22 protein-coding genes are annotated in these 21,960 nt (G+C 65.0%); 7 read left to right on the top strand and 15 right to left on the bottom strand.

The genetic code is table 11. From position 1 onward, the window contains the following. Positions 1–5 precede the first annotated feature (5 nt). Together AB4850_RS00820 and AB4850_RS00815 are read right to left on the bottom strand one after the other, a co-directional pair. Positions 6–827: an energy transducer TonB gene (locus tag AB4850_RS00820; RefSeq protein WP_414440731.1), complete on the bottom strand. Its 822-nt coding sequence runs from the start codon at positions 825–827 to the stop codon at positions 6–8. Further along, entirely contained in the window at positions 824–1,297 is a 474-nt protein-coding gene (locus AB4850_RS00815) for an Lrp/AsnC family transcriptional regulator (RefSeq protein WP_414442043.1), read from the bottom strand. Before AB4850_RS00815 ends, AB4850_RS00820 begins: the two co-directional genes overlap by 4 nt. A 68-nt stretch (positions 1,298–1,365) precedes the next feature. Between AB4850_RS00815 and AB4850_RS00810 the strand changes: the two genes are divergently transcribed. From AB4850_RS00810 to AB4850_RS00795, 4 genes are all read left to right on the top strand, one after another. Then, entirely contained in the window at positions 1,366–1,707 is a 342-nt protein-coding gene (locus AB4850_RS00810; protein ID WP_414440730.1) for a hypothetical protein, read from the top strand. A 178-nt stretch (positions 1,708–1,885) separates the two neighbouring features. Then, positions 1,886–2,467 carry a sigma-70 family RNA polymerase sigma factor gene (locus AB4850_RS00805; RefSeq protein WP_414440729.1) on the top strand — a complete coding sequence of 194 codons (582 nt, stop codon included), beginning with the start codon at positions 1,886–1,888 and terminating at the stop codon, positions 2,465–2,467. 45 nt (positions 2,468–2,512) lie between these two features. Then, positions 2,513–3,451 (top strand): DUF4880 domain-containing protein, encoded by a 939-nt coding sequence (locus AB4850_RS00800; protein ID WP_414440728.1) that lies wholly within the window; start codon positions 2,513–2,515, stop codon positions 3,449–3,451. A gap of 50 nt (positions 3,452–3,501) precedes the next feature. After that, entirely contained in the window at positions 3,502–4,986 is a 1,485-nt protein-coding gene (locus AB4850_RS00795) for a PLP-dependent aminotransferase family protein (protein WP_414440727.1), read from the top strand. On the opposite strand, the gene AB4850_RS00790 is transcribed toward AB4850_RS00795, so the two are convergent. The 13 genes from AB4850_RS00790 to AB4850_RS00730 all read right to left on the bottom strand — a co-directional run bounded on the left by AB4850_RS00790 (position 4,962) and on the right by AB4850_RS00730 (position 19,677). After that, on the bottom strand, positions 4,962–5,843 hold the full coding sequence (locus AB4850_RS00790) for a hypothetical protein (RefSeq protein ID WP_414440726.1): 882 nt from the start codon (positions 5,841–5,843) through the stop codon (positions 4,962–4,964). The two genes, AB4850_RS00795 and AB4850_RS00790, sit on opposite strands and share 25 nt — an antisense overlap. Further along, positions 5,840–6,187, bottom strand: a complete 348-nt coding sequence (gene trxA / locus AB4850_RS00785; RefSeq protein WP_414440725.1) for a thioredoxin — start codon at positions 6,185–6,187, stop codon at positions 5,840–5,842. The genes AB4850_RS00790 and trxA overlap by 4 nt, the downstream gene beginning before the upstream one ends. 253 nt (positions 6,188–6,440) lie before the next feature. Next, on the bottom strand, positions 6,441–7,748 hold the full coding sequence (locus AB4850_RS00780) for a c-type cytochrome (protein WP_414440724.1): 1,308 nt from the start codon (positions 7,746–7,748) through the stop codon (positions 6,441–6,443). Then, a complete protein-coding gene (locus tag AB4850_RS00775; protein WP_414440723.1) occupies positions 7,745–9,514 on the bottom strand; it encodes a GMC family oxidoreductase in 1,770 nt (589 codons plus the stop codon). Before AB4850_RS00775 ends, AB4850_RS00780 begins: the two co-directional genes overlap by 4 nt. A gap of 60 nt (positions 9,515–9,574) precedes the next feature. Next, positions 9,575–10,330: a gluconate 2-dehydrogenase subunit 3 family protein gene (locus AB4850_RS00770; protein ID WP_414440722.1), complete on the bottom strand. Its 756-nt coding sequence runs from the start codon at positions 10,328–10,330 to the stop codon at positions 9,575–9,577. A 420-nt stretch (positions 10,331–10,750) separates the two neighbouring features. Continuing rightward, a complete protein-coding gene (locus tag AB4850_RS00765; RefSeq protein WP_414440721.1) occupies positions 10,751–11,626 on the bottom strand; it encodes a lipid A biosynthesis lauroyl acyltransferase in 876 nt (291 codons plus the stop codon). A gap of 453 nt (positions 11,627–12,079) precedes the next feature. Continuing rightward, on the bottom strand, positions 12,080–12,820 hold the full coding sequence (locus tag AB4850_RS00760) for an SDR family oxidoreductase (RefSeq protein WP_414442042.1): 741 nt from the start codon (positions 12,818–12,820) through the stop codon (positions 12,080–12,082). 160 nt (positions 12,821–12,980) lie between these two features. Continuing rightward, positions 12,981–14,435: an aldehyde dehydrogenase family protein gene (locus AB4850_RS00755; protein WP_414440720.1), complete on the bottom strand. Its 1,455-nt coding sequence runs from the start codon at positions 14,433–14,435 to the stop codon at positions 12,981–12,983. A 41-nt stretch (positions 14,436–14,476) separates the two neighbouring features. Beyond that, on the bottom strand, positions 14,477–15,157 hold the full coding sequence (locus AB4850_RS00750; protein WP_414440719.1) for a type 1 glutamine amidotransferase domain-containing protein: 681 nt from the start codon (positions 15,155–15,157) through the stop codon (positions 14,477–14,479). Positions 15,158–15,382: 225 nt separating this feature from the next. After that, a complete protein-coding gene (locus AB4850_RS00745; protein ID WP_414442041.1) occupies positions 15,383–16,138 on the bottom strand; it encodes an alpha/beta fold hydrolase in 756 nt (251 codons plus the stop codon). Between the two features lie 65 nt (positions 16,139–16,203). After that, on the bottom strand, positions 16,204–17,301 hold the full coding sequence (locus AB4850_RS00740) for an alkene reductase (RefSeq protein ID WP_414440718.1): 1,098 nt from the start codon (positions 17,299–17,301) through the stop codon (positions 16,204–16,206). Positions 17,302–17,349: 48 nt separating this feature from the next. Beyond that, on the bottom strand, positions 17,350–18,765 hold the full coding sequence (locus AB4850_RS00735; RefSeq protein WP_414440717.1) for an NAD-dependent succinate-semialdehyde dehydrogenase: 1,416 nt from the start codon (positions 18,763–18,765) through the stop codon (positions 17,350–17,352). 96 nt (positions 18,766–18,861) lie between these two features. Next, on the bottom strand, positions 18,862–19,677 hold the full coding sequence (locus AB4850_RS00730; RefSeq protein WP_414440716.1) for a helix-turn-helix transcriptional regulator: 816 nt from the start codon (positions 19,675–19,677) through the stop codon (positions 18,862–18,864). 305 nt (positions 19,678–19,982) lie between these two features. On the opposite strand from AB4850_RS00730, the gene AB4850_RS00725 reads away from it, so the two are divergent. The 3 genes from AB4850_RS00725 to AB4850_RS00715 all read left to right on the top strand — a co-directional run bounded on the left by AB4850_RS00725 (position 19,983) and on the right by AB4850_RS00715 (position 21,927). Further along, positions 19,983–20,447: a GNAT family N-acetyltransferase gene (locus tag AB4850_RS00725; RefSeq protein WP_414440715.1), complete on the top strand. Its 465-nt coding sequence runs from the start codon at positions 19,983–19,985 to the stop codon at positions 20,445–20,447. Positions 20,448–21,109: 662 nt separating this feature from the next. Beyond that, on the top strand, positions 21,110–21,469 hold the full coding sequence (locus tag AB4850_RS00720) for a hypothetical protein (protein WP_414440714.1): 360 nt from the start codon (positions 21,110–21,112) through the stop codon (positions 21,467–21,469). Positions 21,470–21,513: 44 nt separating this feature from the next. Then, positions 21,514–21,927, top strand: a complete 414-nt coding sequence (locus AB4850_RS00715; RefSeq protein WP_414440713.1) for a carboxymuconolactone decarboxylase family protein — start codon at positions 21,514–21,516, stop codon at positions 21,925–21,927. The last annotated feature ends 33 nt before the right edge of the window (positions 21,928–21,960 follow it).

Below are 21,960 nucleotides of genomic sequence, written 5' to 3'. Positions count from 1 at the left end.
GACGTTCAGTCATCCAGATGAAAGGCGATCGGCTGGCTCGCTTCGACCTGACGCGGCATGCCGTTCTCGAGATAGGGCTGGCAGCGGCCGGCCTGCAGCGCTTCGACCGCGGCATCGTCGAGCGCCGGGTAGCCGCTGGAACGGCTCACCAGCGCGCGGGCGACATGGCCGTCGGCGGCCACCGTCACGCGCAGCGTCACCACGCCGGCCTGGCCCAGCCGCCTGGCCTTGGCCGGATAGACCGGCGCCGGAATCCGGCAACCGAGTCGGGCCATGTCGCCGCTGCTGATCTGCTTGGTGTCGAGGCTCGGGCGGCTGGCGCCCGGCGCGGGCGGATGCGTCGCGTCGTTCGAGGGTGTCGCGGCCGTGGCCGGGGTGGCCGATGCAGCGGGCTGCACAGGTGCGGACGTGGTGACCGATGGCGGCGGAGCCGCAGCGGCAAGCGGCGCGCGGCGCGCCACCTCGCGTGTGGACGGCGCCTCGGTGTTCAGCACCGGCGGCGCCTTGGTGTGCGCCGGTGCCTTGCGCGGCGTCGCCACCGGACGTGGCACGGGCACCGGCGCTGGCGGTGCGGGCGATACCGGTGCAGCGGCCGCCGGGCGGCTGACCAGTTGCACCGCGATCGACCGGCCGCCGCTCGCGGCCGACGCCGACGCCGACGCCGACGCCGACGATTCGAGCTCGATGCGGGTGTGGTGCACCAGCAGCCAGATCAGCAGCCCATGCGCGGCGATCACCAACGCGATCACCGCGTCGCGCGGCTTCGGCCTCGGCAGCGCGCGCGGGATGGCGCGCCCGGCCTGGCGAGGCGAAGTGGCCAGCGTCATGCCGGCACCCCGCTGCTGTATACCAGCGGCAACGCCGTGGTGGATTTGATGGTTTCCATCGAGAAGCTCGAACTGACGTCGTGCAGTTCGACGATGCCGATCAGCCGTTTGTAGACGGCATCGTAGGCCGCGATGTTCGGCACCACCACCTTGAGCAGGTAATCGACCTGCCCGCTCATGCGGTGCACCTCCACCACTTCCGGAATCTCCACCACCGCGTCGCGAAACGCCTTGAGCCAGGCGGTGCCGTGATGCGCGGTGCGAATCAGCACGATCACCGTCACGGCCAGGTTGAGCTTGGCCGCGTCGAGCAGCACCACGCGGCGGCGGATCACGCCGTCCTGCTCGAGGCGCTGGATGCGCCGCCAGCATGGCGTGGTCGACAGGCTCACGCGCTCCGCGATCTCGGCCACCGAACAGGTGCCGTCTTCCTGCAGGATTTCCAGTATGTGTCGATCGGTTCGGTCTATCACGATGTCCTCCGCCGCGCGCGGCTCCGGGATGGGCGCGCGGGGATCGCGGCGCGCCTTCACCGGGTATGTCGAACGAGGCGAACCAAAGTGATACCGTCAGACGAAAAAAATTCCGCGAATCGGCCCGCGCGGCGCATGCAGACGCGCCGCTTGCGGCAAATACGCAACGGCCAATGCGCGAGCAATGGAATTTCATGCTCGACAAGCAACGATTTGCCGGCAAAAAGGGCATGCCATATCTTGACGACGCGCGAATCGCGCAAAGCCACACAGCAACCGGCCCGTCAAAAATACGGCGCGCTAAGATCGGCTCGCATCGTCAGGCCACGGGCGGCCGTCGCACGATGCGTCCGGCCAGGCGTCCCGACGATCCCCGAGTGGAGATGCGCGATGAATCCGCAGACTGATAACGAACGCAGGAATCCTTATTTCGACAGGCGAGCCGGCGTCCTTATACTGCGTCGTCGCGCGGATCGGCGGCGTGCGACGCACGCAACGCCGTCACGAAATTGCGCAACGACTTGCCGTGTATTTTTTTGCTCACGGTAAAGTAATGACGAACTGCAGGATCGGAACGGTTACGGTATGGACGCGATAGTCTCAGACGCGGTAGCACTGCAGGCGCCCTGCGCGAGCGCGGACGAGCCTCGAAACGCCAGCGCCGCCGAAGCCGGCGATCTCGCGTACCGCAACCAGTTTCTCGCCGCCGAGTTCGCGCACAGCTATCGCTGGCTCAAGCAGACGCTGCGCCGCCAGGTGCGCTGCCCCTCGGAAGCCGAGGACGTGGCCTCGTCGGCCTTCGTCGAATTGGCCACGCTGCCCGATGTGCGCGCGGTGCGCGACCCGCGTGCGCTGCTCACCACCATCTCGCGACGCCTGGTGTTCGACATGTGGCGGCGCCGCGATCTGGAAACCGCCTATCTGGCCGCACTGGCCGCCGCCGACGAACCCAGCACGCCCTCGCCCGAATCGGTGCTCGAGGTGGTGCAGACCCTCGTCAACGTCGATCGCCTGCTGCGCGGCCTGTCGCGCAAGGCACGCCAGGCGTTCCTGTACAGCCAGTTGGACGGGCTGACCTACCGCGAGATCGCCGAGCTGCTCGGCGTGTCCGCCAGCATGGTGCGCAAGTACATCGCGCAAGCGCTGGCGTGCATCCTGGCCGCCTGAAACAACTGATTCGCATTCCATAACGACACGATCAACCCGCCCCCCTTGAACGATCCCGTCAAGTCCGCCATTGCCTGGGAAGTGCTGTTGCGCTCCGGCGAAGCCACCGCCACCGAACGCGCGCATTTCGACAGCTGGCGCCAGGCCAGCGCTGCCAACGAATCGGCGTGGCAATCGCTGCAGCGCAAGCTCGGGCCGTTCCGGCAACTGGCGGACGGCGGTGCGCACGCGAGCCGCGATGCGCTGCTGCATGCGGACCTGCCGCGCCGGCGCGCATTGAAGACCGGCCTGAAGACGGGCCTCGGCCTGACCTTGCTCGGCGCGTTCGGCTATCGCTCGCTGCATTCGCTCGGCTACGACGCAACCTTCCGCACCGGCATCGGCGAACAGCGCACCATCGCGCTCGGGCCGGATGCCAACGCGCGGCTCGACGCAGGCAGTTCGCTGTATCGCGTCGGCGCCTCGGCCGGCGACGCCTGGCGGCTCGACGCCGGCTGCGTGCTGGTGGACGCGGCCTTGCGGGCCGACGACGCCACGCTGGTCACCGCCACCGCGCATGGTTCGTTCGCGCTGCGGCGCGGCCGCTACAGCCTCGGCGTGTTCGACGATCACTCGATGCTGGCGGTGGCGCAAGGCGAAGGCACACTCGCGCTGCGCGATGGCAGCCGACATGTGTTGCGCGCGGGGCAGACGCTGCGCTTCTCCGGCGAGCGGCTGCGCGAGGCGCGCGAATCGGTGGCGATGGCACTGGCCTGGACCGGCTCGATGCTGATGGCCTCCGACCAGGCGGTGGGCGACGTGCTCAGCGTGTTGCGTCGCTACCGCACCGGTGTGATTCGCGCCAGCGAGGCGGCTGCGCGACGGCGCGTGAGCGGCGTGTTCAACCTGCGCGATCCCGACGGCGTACTGCGCCAATTGGCCGAAGCGCTGCCGCTGCGCATCGACATGTACGGCGACTACCTCGTGCTGATCCGCGAAGCGTGAACCCGCCTCCTCTCGTCGCCGTCGGCGCGCGCCGGGCTGGAGCCGGCTTCGTGTTGGACCGCGCCGCGCTGGCGGCGCTGCCCGATGCGTCGAAGCCAGGGCTGGTGGAACAGATCTTCACGGCAGTGCAGCGCGCGATCCGCGCCCGGCAGCTCGCCGAAGGCGAGCGCCTGCCGTCGCTGCGCGAGGTGGCGGCAAATTGCGGCGTCAGCCGCGACACGGCCGCGCGCGCCTACGACCGGCTGGTCGCGCACGGCTACCTGACCACGCGGCGCGGCGCGGGCTTCTACGTGCGCGCGGGCGCCGGCAACGCGGCAGGCACGAGCGGCGCAGAAGCGCCGGGTTCGCAACGTGCGCCCCCCGCTGCCGCCATTCGGCGCGGCCTGCCGCTGCCCGCCTCGATCGACTGGCGACAACGCCTGCTCGACCCGCAAGTGCCGCTCGCGAGCCGGCTCGGTGCCGGCGAGCTGCCGGCCGCCTGGATCAATACGCCGGCCGTGGCGGACGCGTTTCGCGGCGTGGCGCGCGGCAACCTCGACTGGGTTCACGATCACGGCGAGCCGCAGGGTTACCTGCCGCTACGCGCGCAGATCGCGCTGCGGCTCGATGCGCTCGACATCGGCACGACGCCGGCCCGGATCGCCACCACGGTGGGCGCCACCGACGCGCTGAACCTGATCGTGATGGCCTATCTGCGCACGCCGGGAGAGCCGGTGCTGGTGGACGACCCCGCATCGTATCTGTTGCTGGACCGCCTGATGGCGTCCGGCCTGAATGCCGTGCCGGTGCCGCGCGACACCGACGGCCCCGACCCGGAGGCCCTGCGCGACGCCTGCGAGCGCACTGGTGCACGCATGTACATCTGCAACACCGGCCTGCACAACCCGACATCGGGCGGGCTGTCGACGCACCGCGCGTTCCGTGTGTTGCAGCTCGCCGAGCGGTACGACCTCACGGTGGTGGAGGACGACTGCTACGCCGACCTGCTGCCTGCCATCGGCCCGCTGCCGCAGACGCGGCTGGCGGCACTCGATCAGTTGCGGCGCGTGATCTATGTGGGCAGCTTCTCGAAGACGCTCGGCGCCGGGCTGCGAGTCGGCTATATCGCGGCGGATGCCGAACGCATCGCCTGGCTGTCGCGCTACAAGTCGGTCAGCCGCGCCTCGAACGGCAGCCTGTCGGAGCGGATCGTCTATCGGCTGCTGTCGGAAGGCGCGTATCGCCATCATTGCGAGCAATTGCGGGCCCGGCTGGATGCGGCGCGGCCGGTGCTGCGGCAGGCGCTCGACGCGCTCGGCATCGAGGTCGCGCATCGCGCGGAGCAGGGCATGTATCTGTGGGGACGACTGCCCGGCGCCGCGCCCGACGCCAGCCAGATTGCCACCGCGCTGCTGGCGCAGGGGCATCTGTGCGCGCCGGGCGCGATGTTCTCGCATCAGCGCGAGGCGGCCGCCTTCATGCGCTTCAACGTCGCCTCGGCCGGCGACGTTCAGGCATGGCGCGCGCTCGCTCAGGCATTGGCCGGCGCGGCGTAGCGCGCGAGCAGCGCCAGCAGGCGCTCGACTGCCCAGCGGGTGGCCTCGCGCACGCCGCTGCGCCCCACCTTCATGCGCTCGCGCAGGCGCGCCTCGTCCGCCGGCGCCTCGATCGCGTAGATCTCGAACACGGTGCGCGTGTCGTCCGGCTTGTCGGCCAGGTGGCGTTGATAAATGTCGTCGAGCGCGGCCTTCACACGGGTGTCGTCGTCCTCGGTCCAACCGAACGCGCGCAAGGCCTGCAGGTCGCACACGCCGGTCAAGGCCCGCAAGGTATCGATCAGCGCCGCCGGCGACGCCTCCGGGTCCCAACCAGCGGCTTCCACGCCAGCCGCGATCGCCGCGACGAAGCCGTCGCCCGGCGTCGCGTCGGTCAATTCGACCGCCGCGCGCCGCAGCGCTTTCCACGCGGCCGGCGAAACCGTGTCGCCGGTTGCCCGGGCCGCGTGCGCGGCGGCGACCTCGCCGAGCAAGTGCGCCAGGCGCGGGGCCTGTCCGGCCGGTAACGCTTCAACCAGCCGGGCCAACAATGCGCCCATCATTTCGCTGCCCAGCGCACTCAGATCGGCGCCCACCGGCACCGCCTCGAACAGCGTTTTGGCGATATCGACGGCGGCTTCGCGCGAAGCCTGCATGGCGCTCAGGTGATCGATCGCCAGCGCGAGCCAGGCCGGCAGGCCAAGCACGCGCGGGTACGCGTCGAGGTCGGCATCGCGCAATACGCAGCCGGCGGCGCTGCCACCATCGCCGTGCCAGGCGAACGGGCCGGGACGCAAAGCGCCGGACTCGGCACCGGCCGCGAGGCGTTCGAGCGCAACAGCCTTCAGCGCCGCGTCGTCGTGATAGGCGCGCATCATCGTGCACCCTCCAGCGCTTCGAGGTGCGCGTCGACAAACACTTCGAGGCGAGTGCGCGATTGCACACCGACCACGCGCGCGAGCTCACGGCCGTTCGCGAACAGCAGCAGCGAGGGCAGGCCGCGCACCGAATGCTCGCTCATGGTCTGCTTGTTTTCGTCGGCATTGATCTTGACGACAGCGAGGCGGCCCGCATAGGCGGAGGCCAGTTCCGCGAGCACCGGGGCGAGCATCTTGCAGGGGCCGCACCAGTCGGCCCAGAAGTCGACGAGCACCGGAATCGGCGATTGAAGGACGGCTTGCGCGAAGCTGTCGTCCGTGACGGGCAGCGTGAGCGTGGTCATGTTGGGGCTCGCAGAAAGCGGACCCGCGCACGCACGGCGGCATGCCCGCGTGGCGCGATCCGGAGTGCCGCCGCAACACGCGGCGACGGGAAAGGCAGCTTAATGCCGCGCGTTCCCGCGGATCACGCCAGTGACGCGTTGGGTTAGCCGACTGTCATGACGGGCTGAGCATGACAGTCGGGGGATGTCGGTTCGACAACGAGCGATGTGCTTCATCGGTATCGTGACGATGCGATCCAAGCCCCCCTACGACTCACCGCCCCGCAGCAGCCACCGGCCCCAACGTGCGCCGAACCTTCTCGACATCCTGCGCGCTGACGGCACCCGCATGATTGGACCACGCACCACGCACGAAGCTCGCGAGTTGCGCCGCTTCATCGTCGCTCAGTCGGCCGGCGAAGCCCGGCATCGGCAGGACCGACGGCGCCTTCTGCGTGGAAGGGGTGCTCGCGCCGGCCAGGATCACGTGGATCAGGCCGGTCGGGTCCGCTGCATTGACCACGGTCGCACCGTCGAGATGAGGGAACACGCGTGGCGCGCCCCGGCCGTTTACGAAGTGACAGGCGCTGCAGTTGTCGATATACAGGCGCTCGCCGAGCGTCAGATTTTGCGCCGCGGTCAACTTCGCGGTCGTCGCATCGGCGCCGCTCGCGCCGATCGCCGCACCTTGAACCCCGGCGCCATCCTTTGCCTGCAGCGTCTTGAGATAGGCCGCGATATCGGAGAGGTCCGCGTCGCTCAGATGCGACGTGCTGTTCTCCACCACCGAGGTCATCTCGCCCGCCACGGCCGCGCGGGCATTGCGTCCGGTCTGAAGATAGTCGACCACATCCTGCTGGCTCCACTGGGGCATGCCGCGCAGCGACGGCACGTTCCAGCCATTGAGCTTGCCACCGGACAGAAAGCGGGCATCGCTGCCGTCGAAGGCTTTCTCGTTCATCGCCACGCCACGCGGCGTGTGGCAACTGCCGCAGTGTCCAAGGCTTTCCACGAGATAAGCGCCGTGTCGCACCTGCTCACTCGCTCCATCCGGCGCGGTGAACGGCTTGTCGGAGGTGAATGCCCAGTTCCAGAGCGCCATGCCCCAGCGCTGGTTGAACGGGAAGCTCAAGCGGGTGACGGGCGCGGCATCATCACTCGGTGCTACACCGTGCATGAAGTACGCGTAGAGCGCATGAACGTCGCTGTCCGTGATTTTCGCGTAGGACGGATACGGCATCGCGGGATACAAATGCGAGCCGTCGGCGCGAATGCCATGACGCAACGCCGTGGCAAATTGCTGCTCGGTGTAGTCGCCGATCCCGCTCTTCTTGCTGGGGGTGATGTTGGTCGAATAGATCGTGCCGAGGTCGCTCAGAATCGGCAACCCGCCCGAATACGGCGCGCGGCCCTTGACGGTATGACAGGCCATGCAATCGCCGGCACGCGCCAGATATGCACCTTGCTTGATCAGATCCGCATCGGCGGAACCGGCCGGCTGCGCCTGCGCCGAGGTGGCGCCGAATGCGGCGGCAGCCAGCGCCGCCGCAATGAAAGTCTTGAATGAGGTCATGGCGTTCATGCTTGGACGAGCGGGCCCGGATTCTTGAGGTACTGCTCCTTGATCGCACGCGCGGCAAACAACGTGATCGCCCCGATCGTCGCGGTCGGATTCGCCTGGAAGTTTTGCGGGAACGCATTGCCGCCCGGCACGAACACGTTGTGCACGTCCCAGCTTTGCAGGTAGCGGTTCAGCGCGCTGGTTTCCGGCGAATCGCCCATCACCGCGCCACCCACGTTGTGCGTCGACACGTATTTGGTGATGTCCCAATGCGAATCCATCGCCAGGAAGCTCTCGCTGTAGCTGTCGGGATTCAGCTCTTGGGTGAGGTTCAGGACGATCTTGCGCAGATACTGCTGAAGCTTCAGTTCGTTCTGCTTCCAGTCGAACGTGATGCGAAGCAGCGGCTGCCCCCAGGGATCCTTGTACGTCGGGTCGAGATCGACGTAGTGATCGCGGTACGACATGCAGCTCGTCGTGATGCTGATTCGCATCGAGTGGCCATACCAGTCCTGCATCCCTTCCTTCCAGCCCTTGCCCCACGATGGCGTGCCATGCGGCAGCGCGGTGCCGATGGGCGCGCCCGTCGATTGCGCGCTCTGGATCTTCGCGCCACCCAGAATGCCGAGCGACGGGCCGTCGAAGTTGCCGGGCGAAATATCGTTGAACAGTTGCCCGGTCGCGCCGGCGGTCGCGAACGGATTGAAATGCTTGTCCTTGAAGAACAGGCTGGCTCCCCCATTGCTGAGGAATGCGTAGTTACGCCCGACGACGCCTTTGCCACTGATGGGGTCATAGGGCTTGCCGATCCCGGAAAGCAGCATGAGACGAACGTTGACGAACTGGAAGCCGGCCAACACGACGATCTTCGCCGGCTGGAACACTTCGTTGCCGTGGGCGTCGGCATAGGTCACGCCCTTGGCGGTCTTGCCATCCGCATGCAGCTCCACGCGCAGCACGTTCGCATTCACGCGGTAGGAGAAATTCGGCATGCGCTTGAGCGCATCGAGCACGGCCGTTTGCGGCGATGCCTTGGAGAAGTTGAGGCACGGGTACTTGCTGCAATAACCGCAGTAATTGCACGGTGCGATCTGGTTGCCGTACGGGTTGGTCCACGCGCGCGAGACATTGGCGGACGGGTTCGAGAACGGGTGATAACCGAGCTTGCGTGCGGCGTCCGAGAACATCGTGTTGTTCAGCGTATCTTCGAGCGGCGGCAGCGGCACCGGGTTGGAGCGCGGCCCCTCGAACGGATCGCCGCCTTCCTGAAGCTTGCCGCGAAGGTTGCCGGTGACGCCCGACATGCCGCACACCTTTTCGAAGAAGTCGTAGTGCGGCTCGATCTCGTCCCAGGAAAACGGGAAATCCTGCACCTGCATGCCGTCTTCGAGCTGGCCTTTCTTGTACGCCTGGTCGGCATACGTCTTGAGCTTGAGGTCGGTGGGTGTCGGGCGAATCAGCACACCGGTCCAGTGCAGGCCCGAACCGCCCACGCCCGTTCCCGGCACGAAGGCGCCCCACTTGCGGGTGGGCAATGCGGTGTCGTTGGTGCTGTGGCGCACGGTCAGGGCGCCGTCTCGCGGCGTCACCATGATCTTGTTTCGCACGCCATAGGCATACTGGTCCGCCGGCTTGGGGTAGGCAAAATCCGCGTTACTGCGATCTTCTCCGCGCTCCAGCGCCCGGACCTTCAGCCCCGCCTGGGCAAGCTCGATGCTCATGAGCGAGCCGGCCCAGCCGAGCCCGACGACGACAACGTCGACGGCATCATTAGTGATCTTTGCCACGGTGTTCCTCGTTGAATTCTGCGTCGATGGCGCATCGCTGCGCCGTATCAAAAGTGCCGCTCAAGCCCGCTGGCCGTTCAGACTCACCGGCCCGAGCGGATACTTGACGTTGTGCTGCGACACCCATTCGAGAAAGCTGGCGCGTGCGCCGGGAAAACCGATGGCAATCCATGCCTTCATGCCCTTGTTGCCGCCGTACATCGGATCGGACAGGTAACCGTTCTTTGAATCCGCAAGCATCTGCCCGAAGAATTGCCCGGCCGTGAGCGCGGGTTCGCCGTCGTCGGAAAATGCCACCTGCGAGGCGGCCAAGGCCGCCATCACGGTGTCCTGAGCGGCCGTATCGAGCTCGTGGAAGCGCTTGTGCAAGGTTCGACGGCAATAGCTGTCGGTCAGGGCGATGCCGCGCCGGTAGATCTCCTGCGGCGTATATGGCAACTGATAACCGAGCTCCTTGGGGGCGTGCGTGTTGAACGGCCCTTGCAGATAGATTTCTGCGCCCAGGTCACCGTGCAGTTGCTGATCGATAAAGATCGGCACATTGGTTTCGAGCGCGCCGGGGCCACGCCCATCCGCGGGGATCAGCCGGTCGCACGCCGAGAGCAGGAAAGACCACTCGTCGGCAGAGAGAAACTCGGGGTGATAGGCGGCGAGATCGGGGGCCGCCATGTCGGCGGCATCCGCAGCACTCAGCGTATTGACGAGCACGCCCAGCGTGGGCAACGCCAGCACGGCGCCTAGCAGGAATTTGCGTCTAGAGATCGCGACGTCTGATGACATGTGAGGAAATTTTCTGGTATCGACGATGGGAAGCATCCGCACAATCTCTAATTGACAATGGCGATCGATGCTTCTATTCGGACAGAAACGTAACACACACTAATATTCAGGTAAACAGATGTCACACATCGTACAAATAAACGATGCGGCTATTGGGTCGGCTTGCTCGAGTGGGGTAGCCCTGCTGCAACACCGTTTCGGCCTCGCTGCCGGAGGACGACCCGTGAAACTGTTGTGTGGCGTTTTCGGCGTGCAGGGGGAACACAGGCGCGGCTGAATGCAAAGCGCATGGTTCGGGTGATGCGCATGCGGCGCCTCGGCCGCTGCGTCGTCACGGAGCAAAGGTCACCGTCGGGTCAAGCTTCGATGCTCGATGGATTCAGCGTGGCGCGGGCAGCGCCAGATCCCCTGCCTTGCCATCGGGAATTCGGCGATCGTCCGATGCGACCGGCGTCGTCAATACACGCCGGGCTCACCCGCCGGGCGATTCTTGAACCGTCGATGCACCCAATAGTATTGATCCGGAAACCGCACGATCTGTGCTTCGAGAAAGGCATTCATCTGCCGCGCGTCGATCAATGCGTTATCGGTCGGATAGCCCTCGAGCGCTTCGAAGATCGTCAGCTTGTAGCCGCGAAAATCCGGCAGCACTTCCGTGACGAACGGAACGACGCGTGCGCCGCTCAACTTCGCCAGGCGCGACACCGACGTCAAGGTGCAAGCCTGAACGCCGAATAGCGGCGCAAACACCGAGCCGGCGATGCCGTGGTCCATATCCGCCGCGAGCATCACCGGCGTGCCGGCGCGCAGCAGCTTGACGAGCTGTTTCGCGCTGACACTGCGTTCGATCATCTCGGCGCCGAAGCGTCCGCGCTGACGTTTGGCGAGATCGCACACGCGACGGTTCGACATGCGCGTGTAAAGCGCCGCAACAGGCAGCGACGACGAATAGAGCATGCAACCCACCTCGATGCCGACGAAGTGGAAGCCCATGAAAATCGTGGGCGGCGCATTCGGGTCATGGAGATCGATATGGCTGTCCAGCACGACCAGGCGCTGGATCGATCGCGCGCTGCCGAACCATTGGAATCCGCGCTCCAGGTAACTGCGCACGACATGCTCGAAATGCATGCGCGCCAGCAGCTCGCGCTCTTCGTCGGTCTTCAGCGGAAAGCAGAGGAGCAGGTTGACGCGCACGACGTGTCTGCGCCGGCTCGGAATGCGATAAAGCACGGTACCGAGCCCGCTGCCGACTCTCGCGACCAACGCATACGGAAGGACGGACAGGAGCCGCAGCAGGCCGAGCATCAGCCAGTACCCCAAGGCATTCATGATGGACTTCCGGTTTTGGAGGGGTCGGGCGTCTCGCCTCGAAGCGCCGCAGGTTGTCAAGGCGGCTTGGTGAAACAGGACATCGCCAACGCCGGAAGATACATCGATGGCTTTCCCCACCACATTACTGAGCATTACTGATCATGACGAACCCTGCGACACGGAATGCTCGATCCGCATCATATAGGTCTTGTGTGCGCGATACGTATCTACATTGTGACTTTTTGCTCCGCGGGCATCGGCGGATTCGTCAGATGTTCGCGATGCACCTCCGATCGGCCTCGGAAAATTAGGAAACCTTAATCCTGGATAGTCGGCTGAAGACAGCACGGCCACAATAACGAACCTCGACTTACCCGCCACCGACTCGCGCGGCACCGTCTGCCGCGCAGACCGAGCGGCTCCCCTCGACAAGGCCCCGACCCTTGTCGAGCAACGGGTTCGCGGCTTTAACTAGAATTCCTGTTTAGTGGGGCGCAACACGATCTCGTTGATATCGACGTCGTTCGGTTGCTCGATCGCAAACGCGATGGCCCGCGCCACCGATGAGGCGGGAATCGCCTGCCGATAGAAATCGAGCACGGTATCGCGTGCGCCACCCGAGGTGCTGTGCTTCAGTTCGCTGTCGACGGCGCCCGGCTCGATCGATGTCACGCGGATATGTTCGCCAACCTCCTGGCGTAAACCCTCCGAGATGGCGCGCACGGCGAACTTGGTCCCCGAATAGACGGTGCCCCCCGGCGCGAACACCTTGATGCCGGCCACCGAACTCAAATTGATGATGTGGCCGCCCTGCTGCGCGATGAATCGCGGCAATACCGACGCGATGCCGTACAGCGTGCCCTTCACATTGACATCGATCATCGCATCCCATTCGTCGGTGTTGACCTCGGACATCGGTCGAATGGGCATGATGCCGGCGTTGTTGATCAGGACGTCGAGGCGACCGAAATCGGCAACGACGCCGGCCACCACCGCTTCCACCTGCTGCTTGTCCGTCACGTCGAGCGCATAGGCGCGCACGGCATGTCCGGCCGCGCCGATCTCGGCGGCGATCGCGTCCAGCTTGTCCTTGCGTCGCGCCGCGATCGCCACCTTCGCCCCGAGTGCGGCCAGGTGGCGCGCCGTTTCCTCGCCGATGCCCGTGCTGCCGCCCGTAATCAGGACCACCTTGCCTTCGATGTTGTTGCTCATGGAATCACCTCTCAAATTCAATCGATCATCGTGATCGGTCGCGGCCCGATAACGGGCCACGGCCACTGCTTCATGCGGTTCAATCGCGGCTCGGCTTACGCGGCACCGGGGTCGTTCACTCGCTCCCGGATCATCACGACGCAAGCGCGCATGGCGGCGCTCACTTGCGAATCAGAACGGTTTTCGGATTCGTGAACAGCAAACGCCCTTCGCTGCCGTGTTCCGTGCCCAGGCCCGACTGCTTCTGCCCACCGAACGGAATGTCGACGCCCTGCGTGTGAATTTCGTTGACCCACACCATGCCGGTCTCGAGGCGATGGGCCACCGCCGCGGCCGCGCGGGTGTCGCGCCCCCAGACCGACCCGCCGAGCCCGTACGGGCTGTTGTTGGCGCGCTCGACCACGTCGTCCACGTCGTCGTAGGCGATGATCGGCACGATCGGCCCGAATTGCTCCTCCTGAACGATGCGCGAGGTTTCAGGCGGGTTGTCGACCACCGTCACGGGGATGAAGTAGCCGGGCCGCGACGCATCGACTTCGCCGCCGAGCACCACCTTCTGGCCGTTGGCCTTGATGTCGTCGAGGAAGGTCTTCACCTTGTCGAACTGCATCTTGTTTTGAACCGGGCCGACCGTCACGGCGGGATCGAGCCCGTCGCCCATCTTCTGCTGCTTCGCATACTCGACGAACGCCGCGACGAAATCGGCATGGAACGAACTGTGGACGTAGAGCCGCTTGATGCCGACGCACCACTGACCGGAATTGCCGACGGCGCCCCAGAACAGTTGCGGAATGATCGCGCGATAGTCGGCATCGGGCAGCACGATGGCCGCGTCGTTGCCGCCCAGCTCCAGCGTCACGCGCTTGATGGTGCCGGCGGCGGAACGGAGCACGTGCCTGCCGGTTTCCGTCGATCCGGTGAAGCTGATTTTCGCGATGTCGGCGTGGCCCGTCAGTTGCGGCCCCAGCTCGTTGCCGCCGGACACGACGGAGAGCACGCCGGCCGGCAAGACCGTCTGCGCGATCTCGCCGAACCGCAGCGTCGACAGCGGCGTGAACGGCGACGGTTTGATCACCATCGTGTTGCCCGTGATCAGTGCCGGCGCCACCTTCCACAACGCCAGCAGGACCGGGAAATTCCAGGGCGTGATCGCGCCGATCACGCCGAGCGGCGTGTGATGGAGTTCGACGACGTGCGTATCGGTCTCCTCGACGATCTCGACCGGAATCCGGCGCGCCGCGATCTGGCGAATCCACGAAATCGACTGATCGACCTCGGGTTCGGCCATCGTCGCGAGCGGCTTGCCCTGTTCTTGCGTGAGCAGGCGCGCCAGCTCGTCGCGATGCGCCTCCAGCGCGTCGGCATACGCGTTCAGGTAAGCCTGCCGCTCCTCGTAGCGCAAGGCGGACCACGTCTTGAACGCGGTTTTCGCTGCGGCGATGGCCTCTTCCATGTGCTCCGGCGTGGCGGCCGGCGCTCGCGCCAGGACTGCGCCGGTGGCGGGATTCATGACATCGAAAAACGAGGTCGCGGCAACCTGCCTGCCTGCGATGCTCAGGGTGTAGGGGCCATCGAACATAGCTTGGGACCGATTGACTTGCGTGGTGGTGGACATGGGGTTCTCCGGGTTTCGGTTGGGTTGGCTTGCGCCTGCGTTCAGCGCGTGAGTTCCGCCATCAGGCGAGCGGCGGCCTCGGCGGACGACGCCGGGTTCTGGCCGGTAATCAGCAGGCCATCCGCCACCACGTACGAGCCCCAATCCGCGCCCTTCGAATACACGCCGCCGTTGGCCTTCAACATGTCCTCCACCAGGAACGGCACCACATCGGTCAGCCCGACGCCGTCTTCCTCGGTGTTGGCGAAGCCCGTCACCTGCAGGCCTGCGACGACGGGGCGTCCGTCCGGCGACTTGACGTCACGCAGCACACCCGGCGCATGGCAGACCAGCGCCACCGGTTTGTTGGCGGCGAGGAACGCCTCGATCAATGCGATGGAATGGGCGTCCTCGGCGAGGTCCCACAGCGGGCCGTGGCCGCCGGGATAAAACACCGTGTCGAAGTCCGACTCGGACACGCTGTCCAGACGCACGGTGGCGGCGAGTTGCGCGTTGGCGGCGGCATCGGCCTCGAAACGATGGGTCAGTTCGGTTTGAAAGGCCGGCTCGTTGCTTTTTGGGTCCAGCGGGGGCTGGCCGCCCTTCGGCGACGCCAGGACGATTTCCGCGCCAGCGTCCTTGAATGCGTAGTAAGGCGCGGCCAGTTCCTCGAGCCAGAAGCCCGTCTTCTTGCCGGTGTTGCCCAGTTCGTCGTGAGAGGTCAAAACCATCAGCACTTTCATTTCGCTGCTCCTGTCAGAAACGACTGCGTCATTAAGTAGACCAGTCGTCTAGTTTCAATGTAAAAAAAAGCGTGCTCGCTGTTCCTGCCGTGCAGGCACCAACAACGACGCACGTGCACGGTCGCTTCACAAGCCAACCGCGGGTGTTTCATGTCGGCCACTATAACCACGATTAGACCAGTCGTCTACAACTTTCTCGAGCGACGCCGACCGGTTCTACTCGGATTACCGTGCGCGACCCGCGTCGCGCGCCGCCTGCTCGATGACGTTCGCGACCTGCGCGGGATGCGCGATAAACGCCACGTGACCGCCATGGATTTCCGTCACCGTGCTGCCCGCGCGCTGCGCCATGAATCGCTCCAGGTCGGGATTGACCGTCCGGTCCTCCTTGGAGACCACGGCCCAGCTCGGCTTCGACTTCCACGCGGCTTGCGTCACCGGGGCATTGGCGGTCTGCACCGCGGGAAGGACCTGCGAGATCGCCATGAAGCTGGCGGCCGCGGGCGGAACGCCGGCCGCGAAATCGGCCGCGAAGCTGGCTTGGTCGAAGTACAGATGGCCGTCCTTCGTGAGCTTGATGCCCTTGGTGGCAGGCGGCATCTTCTCGGCGAGGTCGCGCAAGGTTTCGCCGACGTCCGGTTCGAACGCGGCCACGTACACCAGCCCCGCGACCTTCGGATCGTCCCCCGCCTGCGTGATCACCATGCCGCCATAGCTATGCCCCACCACGATGCTCGGCCCATCCGTCGCGTCGATCGCATTGCGGGCCGCCTTCACGTCGTCCTCGAACGAGGTTTCCGGCTGCTGCACGACCGAGACCTTGAAGCCGTCGCGCGTCAGGATATCCGCGACGCCCTGCCAGCCGGAACCATCGGCGAAGAAGCCGTGAACGAGCACGACGTTCTTGACGGGTTCCGCGACAGCCGCATGGCTTGCCGTCAACGCGGCCGCGAGTGCAACACCGGATGCAAATCGGTTCATCGAAAACATGATTCAGACTCCTTAGGGAAAAATAACTACGAGGTAAAAAGTGCTCGGTATCGCGTTCAAGCCTTCATTGCGGGCCAGTCCGAATAGCCGGTCGCGTCGCCGCCATACCAGTACTGCTTCGGTGCTTCCGCAAGCGGCGCCCCGCTGGCAAGCCGGCCAACCAGATCGGGATTGGCAATGAACGGCCGGCCGATGCTGAACAGATCCGCATCGCCCGCTGCCAGCGTGGTTTCCGCCAGGTTCAGCGTGTACTGGTTGTTGGCGATGTAGGCGCCCTTGAAACGCTTGCGCAACGCGGTGAAGCTCATGCCGTCGGACGCCTCGCGGCTCAGTTGCGTGACGCCTTCGATATCGTGGATGTAGAGCAAACCAAGCTGCGACAAGGCATCGACGAAGGCCCCGAAGGTGTCGGCCGAGTTGCTGTCGAGCGGCGTATCGCCGGGCGCGGTCGTGACGGGCGAGATGCGGATGCCAACCCGTTCCGCGCCCCATACGTCGACCACGGCGCGCACCACGTCGAGCGGAAAGCGAAGGCGGTTTTCGAGCGAGCCGCCGTACGCGTCGGTACGGTGATTGGTGCTGTCTCGAATGAACTGCTCCAGCAGATAATTGTTCGCCGCATGCACTTCCACGCCGTCGAAGCCCGCCCGCTTGGCGTTTTCCGCGGCGCGCCGGTAATCGTCCACGATCGGCGCAATCTCGCTCGTTTCGAGCGCGCGCGGCGTCACGAAATCCTTCATGCCGTCATGCACGCGGATCTGGCCCGCCGGCTTGATGGCCGACGGCGCCACCGGCAGGCCGCCATCGTGCATGTCGGGGTGGGACATGCGCCCCGTGTGCCACAGCTGCAGGAAGATTTTCCCGTCCCGGCGATGCACGGCATCGGTCACGCGCTTCCAGCCGGCAATCTGGGGTTCCGTCCAGATGCCGGGGGTGCGCGGATAGCCGCGTGCCTGCGCCGAGATATTGGTCGCTTCGGTGATGATCAAACCGGCGTTGGCGCGCTGCGCGTAGTAGTCGGCGGCGTAGTCGGGCGGCACGCCCGCGTCGTCGGAGCGGCTGCGCGTCATCGGCGCCATCACGATGCGGTTCTTGAGCGACAGGCCGCCGATCGTCACCGGTTGCAAGACGGGGCTGGTGGTGGAATGGGACATGATGTGGGCTCTCTTCGGGTTTCAGGGTTGCGTTGTCGAGCGATGCACTCAGCTCACGGTCTTGGCCCAGACGGCCTGGGCATTGGTGAACTCGCGCAGGCCGAAATGCGACAGCTCGCGGCCGTACCCGCTCTTCTTCACGCCGCCGACCGGAATCCGGGCGTTCGACGCGGAGAAGCCGTTGATGAACACCCCGCCCGTTTCCAGACGACGCGCGATGCGCTGGGCACGTGCGACGTCCTGCGTCCACAGGTTGCCGCCCAGCCCGTAGTCGCTCGTATTGGCCAGCTCGATCGCGTGCTCCACGTTCTCGGCCACGGTGATGGCTGCCACGGGGCCGAACGTCTCCTCGTCGAACGCGGCCATCCCGGGCATCACGTTCGCCAGCACGGTGGGCGCGTAGAAGTTGCCCGCACCGTCCAGCTTGGTGCCGCCGAGCAGGAGCGTCGCGCCGGCGGCGATCGTCCGCTCGACCTGGCCATGCAGTTCGTCGCGGAGATCCGCGCGGGCCATCGGGCCGATCGCGCTGTCCGGGTTGAGCGGATCGCCGACGATCAACCGCTTCGCGGCCTCCACGAACTTGCGCGTGAACGCCTCGGCAATCGGCTTTTCAAGGATGAAGCGCTTGGCCGCCAGACACACTTGCCCGGCGTTCTGGAAGCGGGCCTCGATGGCGGCCTTCACGGCCAGGTCGAGGTTCGCATCGGCCAACACGATGAACGCATCCGAGCCGCCCAGTTCGAGCAGGCTCTTCTTCAGGGCCTGCCCCGCGGTGGCCGCCACGGCGGCGCCGGCGCGCATGCTGCCGGTCAGCGTGACGGCCGCGATCCGGTCGTCCCGGATTGCGCGGGCCACCGTGTCGTTGTCGGTGTTCAGGTTGGCGAACAGGCCTTTCGGGAAGCCGGCCGCCTCGTACGCCGCCTGGAGCGCATACGCGCAGCCCATCACGTTCGGCGCGTGCTTGAGCAGGAAGCCATTGCCGGACAGCATGATCGGCCCCGATGCGCGAATCACCTGCCAGAACGGGAAGTTCCAGGGCATCACGGCCAGGATCGTGCCGACCGGCAGATAGGACACGTGGACCTGATCGTCGCCATCGACGTCGACCGGTTCGTCCGCGAGGATCGCCGGGCCGTTCTGGGCGATCCAGTCGAGGGTGCTCGCACACTTTTCGATTTCCGCGTGGGCGGCGGCGAGCGTCTTGCCCATCTCGGCCGTGATCAGCGCGGCGAGCGTGTCGGTCCTGCCACGCAACTCGGCGGCCAGACGGCCGTAGGCGGCCACGCGTTCGCGCATCGGGGTGGCACGCCAGAGGCGAAACGCCGCCGCGCTCTCGTCGAGAATGCGTTCGACGTCGCTCGGCGTCTGGAACGGGTAGCTTTCAATCCATTCGCCGGTGGCGGGATTGCGGGAAACGGCGACAGCGGCTGCTTGCGGGTTCGACAGCGTGGCGGGGACTGACATCGACGACCTCCATGACCTTTGATTGAGCAGCGTTCAGTGCTGCGATGAAGGTCAGTGTAGGGAGTCTCGATTCAGCGAAGAAGGCGTCTTGTAATCCTATGACTGCCGGTCATAGGCAGCGATCTTGGGGATATACGTCACCAGCGAGAGGTCCGGCCGCCCCTCCGGCGTCAAGGCGACGTAGGTGAACGAAATATGCCCGGCGGTCGGATGCTGAAGCCGTTTGCTGCCTTCGTCGAAGCCCTTCACGTCGATGTCCTTCCACCAATCCTGAAACTCCGCGCTCTCGCCGGACAGTTCCTCGACGAGTTCGTCGAACGGGGCCTTGTCCGTGGCACGGGCACGCGCGGCGCGGAACGCCGAAATCATGCCGCGCGCCATCTGCTCCCAGTCGAGAATCAAGGTGCGATACGGCCGATACAGAAAGAGCAAGCGCAAGGTGTTGCGTTCGTGCGGCTTCAACGAGCCGTAATCGACGAACAAGTCGGCAATCGCGTCGTTCCACGCGAGGATGTCGAGGCGCGCGTTTCGGACATAGGCGGGGATCGGATTGATGGCGCGCACCAACTGTTCGAGCCCGGCGCTCACTTCCGTCTCGCCGGACGACGCGGCGGTCGGCGCCTCCCGCGTCGACAGCGCGAACAGGTGGGACGACTCCACGCGATCGAGTTTCATGACCTTGGCGATGCGCTCCAGCGCATCGACCGACGGCTGGATATCGCGCCCCTGCTCCAGCCAGGTGTACCAACTGACACTGACGCCGGCCAGGACGGCGACTTCCTCCCGCCTCAAGCCGGGCGTGCGGCGCGGGCCATCCGGGAGGCCGAAGTCCTTCGGCTGCAGTCGCGCACGCCGGCTGGTGAGAAAGGCGCCCAGTTCGCGCCGCTGTTCGGGAGATGTTTTCTTGACCATGCAGCACTGTACCTTTGTACGTGTGGGCTATCAGAAAAGTTGTCCGCAGCAGAAAGCAGCACGGAAACTCACGTGCCGTTTGGCGACACGATTCAGCTCAGGACAAGCATCCTTACCGAGGAAAATGAATCGAACCGACGCGCAATGGCCGGCGCGAAAACAGAATGACCATGGCTGCCCAGCCATTTTGGTGAATGCGATACTGACGCCGCGCCCGACCTCCGATACGCACCGTACATCTGCCCGCCGCGCGGCATCCTCTGCGCGGCGCCCCTCTACTGCCGAAAGACGACGGGACTCTTTCCATGATCATCAAACCAGGCGACTTCCAACATCCGCAGGTCAAGGATCTTCTGCGTCTGCACCTGCAGGGCATGCATGCGAACTCTCCGCCGGACAGCGTATTCGCGCTCGACCTATCCGGCCTCAAGCAGCCGGACATCGCGTTCTTCACCGCCTGGGAGGACGACACCTTGCTCGGCTGCGGCGCACTGCGCGAACTCTCGCCCACCCGCGGTGAAATCAAGTCTATGCGCACCTATCCAGCGCACCTGCGCCGCGGCGTGGCCTCCCGACTGCTCACGCACCTACTCGACCTTGCACGCGAGCGCGGCTATACGCGTGTGAGCCTGGAGACCGGTTCAGGCGATGCGTTCGAGGCCGCCGTGACGCTGTACCAGCGCCACGGCTTCATCAAGGGCGAACGCTTCGGCGACTACACCTCCACGGGCTTCAACCGTTTCTTCCATCTCGATCTGGCCGCGAACTGAACGCCTTCATGCGCACGCCGCGGTCTCGCGGCGTGTGCTCCTCTGCCGAACCTCCCGCCCCCTTCGCCTCGGCGCCACGCCGGCTCTCGCGTGCCGGTGCGGCGTTTCATTTTGATATTTACTGGTACCGGCTTAAATCCATAAATTTATACCAACCGTTTAATTTTGCATTTACGCCTATCGGAATTTGCTGCTAAACTAATCTCAGTCAATTAATGCACAATCTTGGTGAATATAGTTTTTGAAAAGCGACTAAAGGTCAATAAACAGTTCAGCATTACCTGATTAAGCATCCGGCGCACCATTGCAGTGCGATTGGGTGCTGACGACCGACGACAGCGCGAGTGCTCAGTTGTATCCGCGTCGCATGCCTGCCGAAGCCGCCGGAGGGTCTCCGCGAATTCGGCGTCTGGGCGGCGGTGCTCCACCACCAGCGGGGCTCGCGGGTAGCGTCGCTTACGAAGCCGCTACTGGTCCACGCTGTGCCATGATCGCGGCCAGTTCGCATTTTGTGATATTGAGCCGATTTAATTGATTCGTAAGCAATCGATTAACCTTCATCGCAACCCTGGCATTTAAGAAATGCAATTGCCAGCTCCAATTGGAGCAAAATTTGCTTCAATTCACCCGATTTATTTCACGCTGAAATTCGAAATGCGAGCATGATTTACTTCAACTACCGTTCGATACCTGAATTACGCGCCTGCACGGCCGACGAGAAGCATCGGGTCTGGCATTACTCGATGAAGAAGGCGATGCACGGCAAGATCCTGTTCTACCAGCTGCTGCTGATCGTGCTGCTGGCCACGCCACTGATCGCGATCGTCGCGCTCAGCATGCGCGAGCGCTTCCCGAACCCGTTCGTGTCGATTCCCCTCAGCTATCTGCTCGGCGTGATCGTGCTCTGGCTCGCCGTCCAGATCTCGAAGCTGACCTTGCTCAACGTGCTGCGCAAGGAGGTGGCGAGAACCCTGACGGCCTTCGGAACGCAGGTACCGAACCTCGAATCCGGCTATTCGTGACACCTTGAAATCGAGTCTCAATCGACAACCAACGGGAGTGATTCATGATTGACAGATCGGCGTGGAGTGAGCGGTACAAGTTGGGGTTGGCTGCCATCAAGGCCCTGGAACCCGACAATGGTGACCTCGTGCTGAACAAGCTGCGCGAGGTGTCGCCGCGTTATCACGACATCAACGTCGAGTCCTACGGCGACTACTTCGGCGACGAGCGGCTATCGATCAAGCTGCGCACGCTGATCACGTTGACCACGCTGGCGGCGATCAACGCGTATTCGGGGCTGATCCAGTTCCATGCGAAGGCCGCGCTCGAGGTGGGCTGGACGCCCGATGAGATCTTCGCCGCGCTGGAACAGAACTCGCTGTTCGCCGGCTACCCGTACGCGATCAGCTCCATCTACACGGTACGCGAGCTGTTCATCCAGCTCGGCGTGCTCGCCACCGAGCCGCGCGCGGAATAAGCCGCGCTCACGCCCGCCTTCACCAGGAACGCT

The sequence above is a fragment of the Burkholderia sp. 22PA0106 genome, from assembly GCF_047497155.1.
GTDB lineage: Bacteria > Pseudomonadota > Gammaproteobacteria > Burkholderiales > Burkholderiaceae > Burkholderia.
Note: the sequence above shows the minus strand (reverse complement) of the source record. Positions and strands in the feature narration are given on the sequence as shown.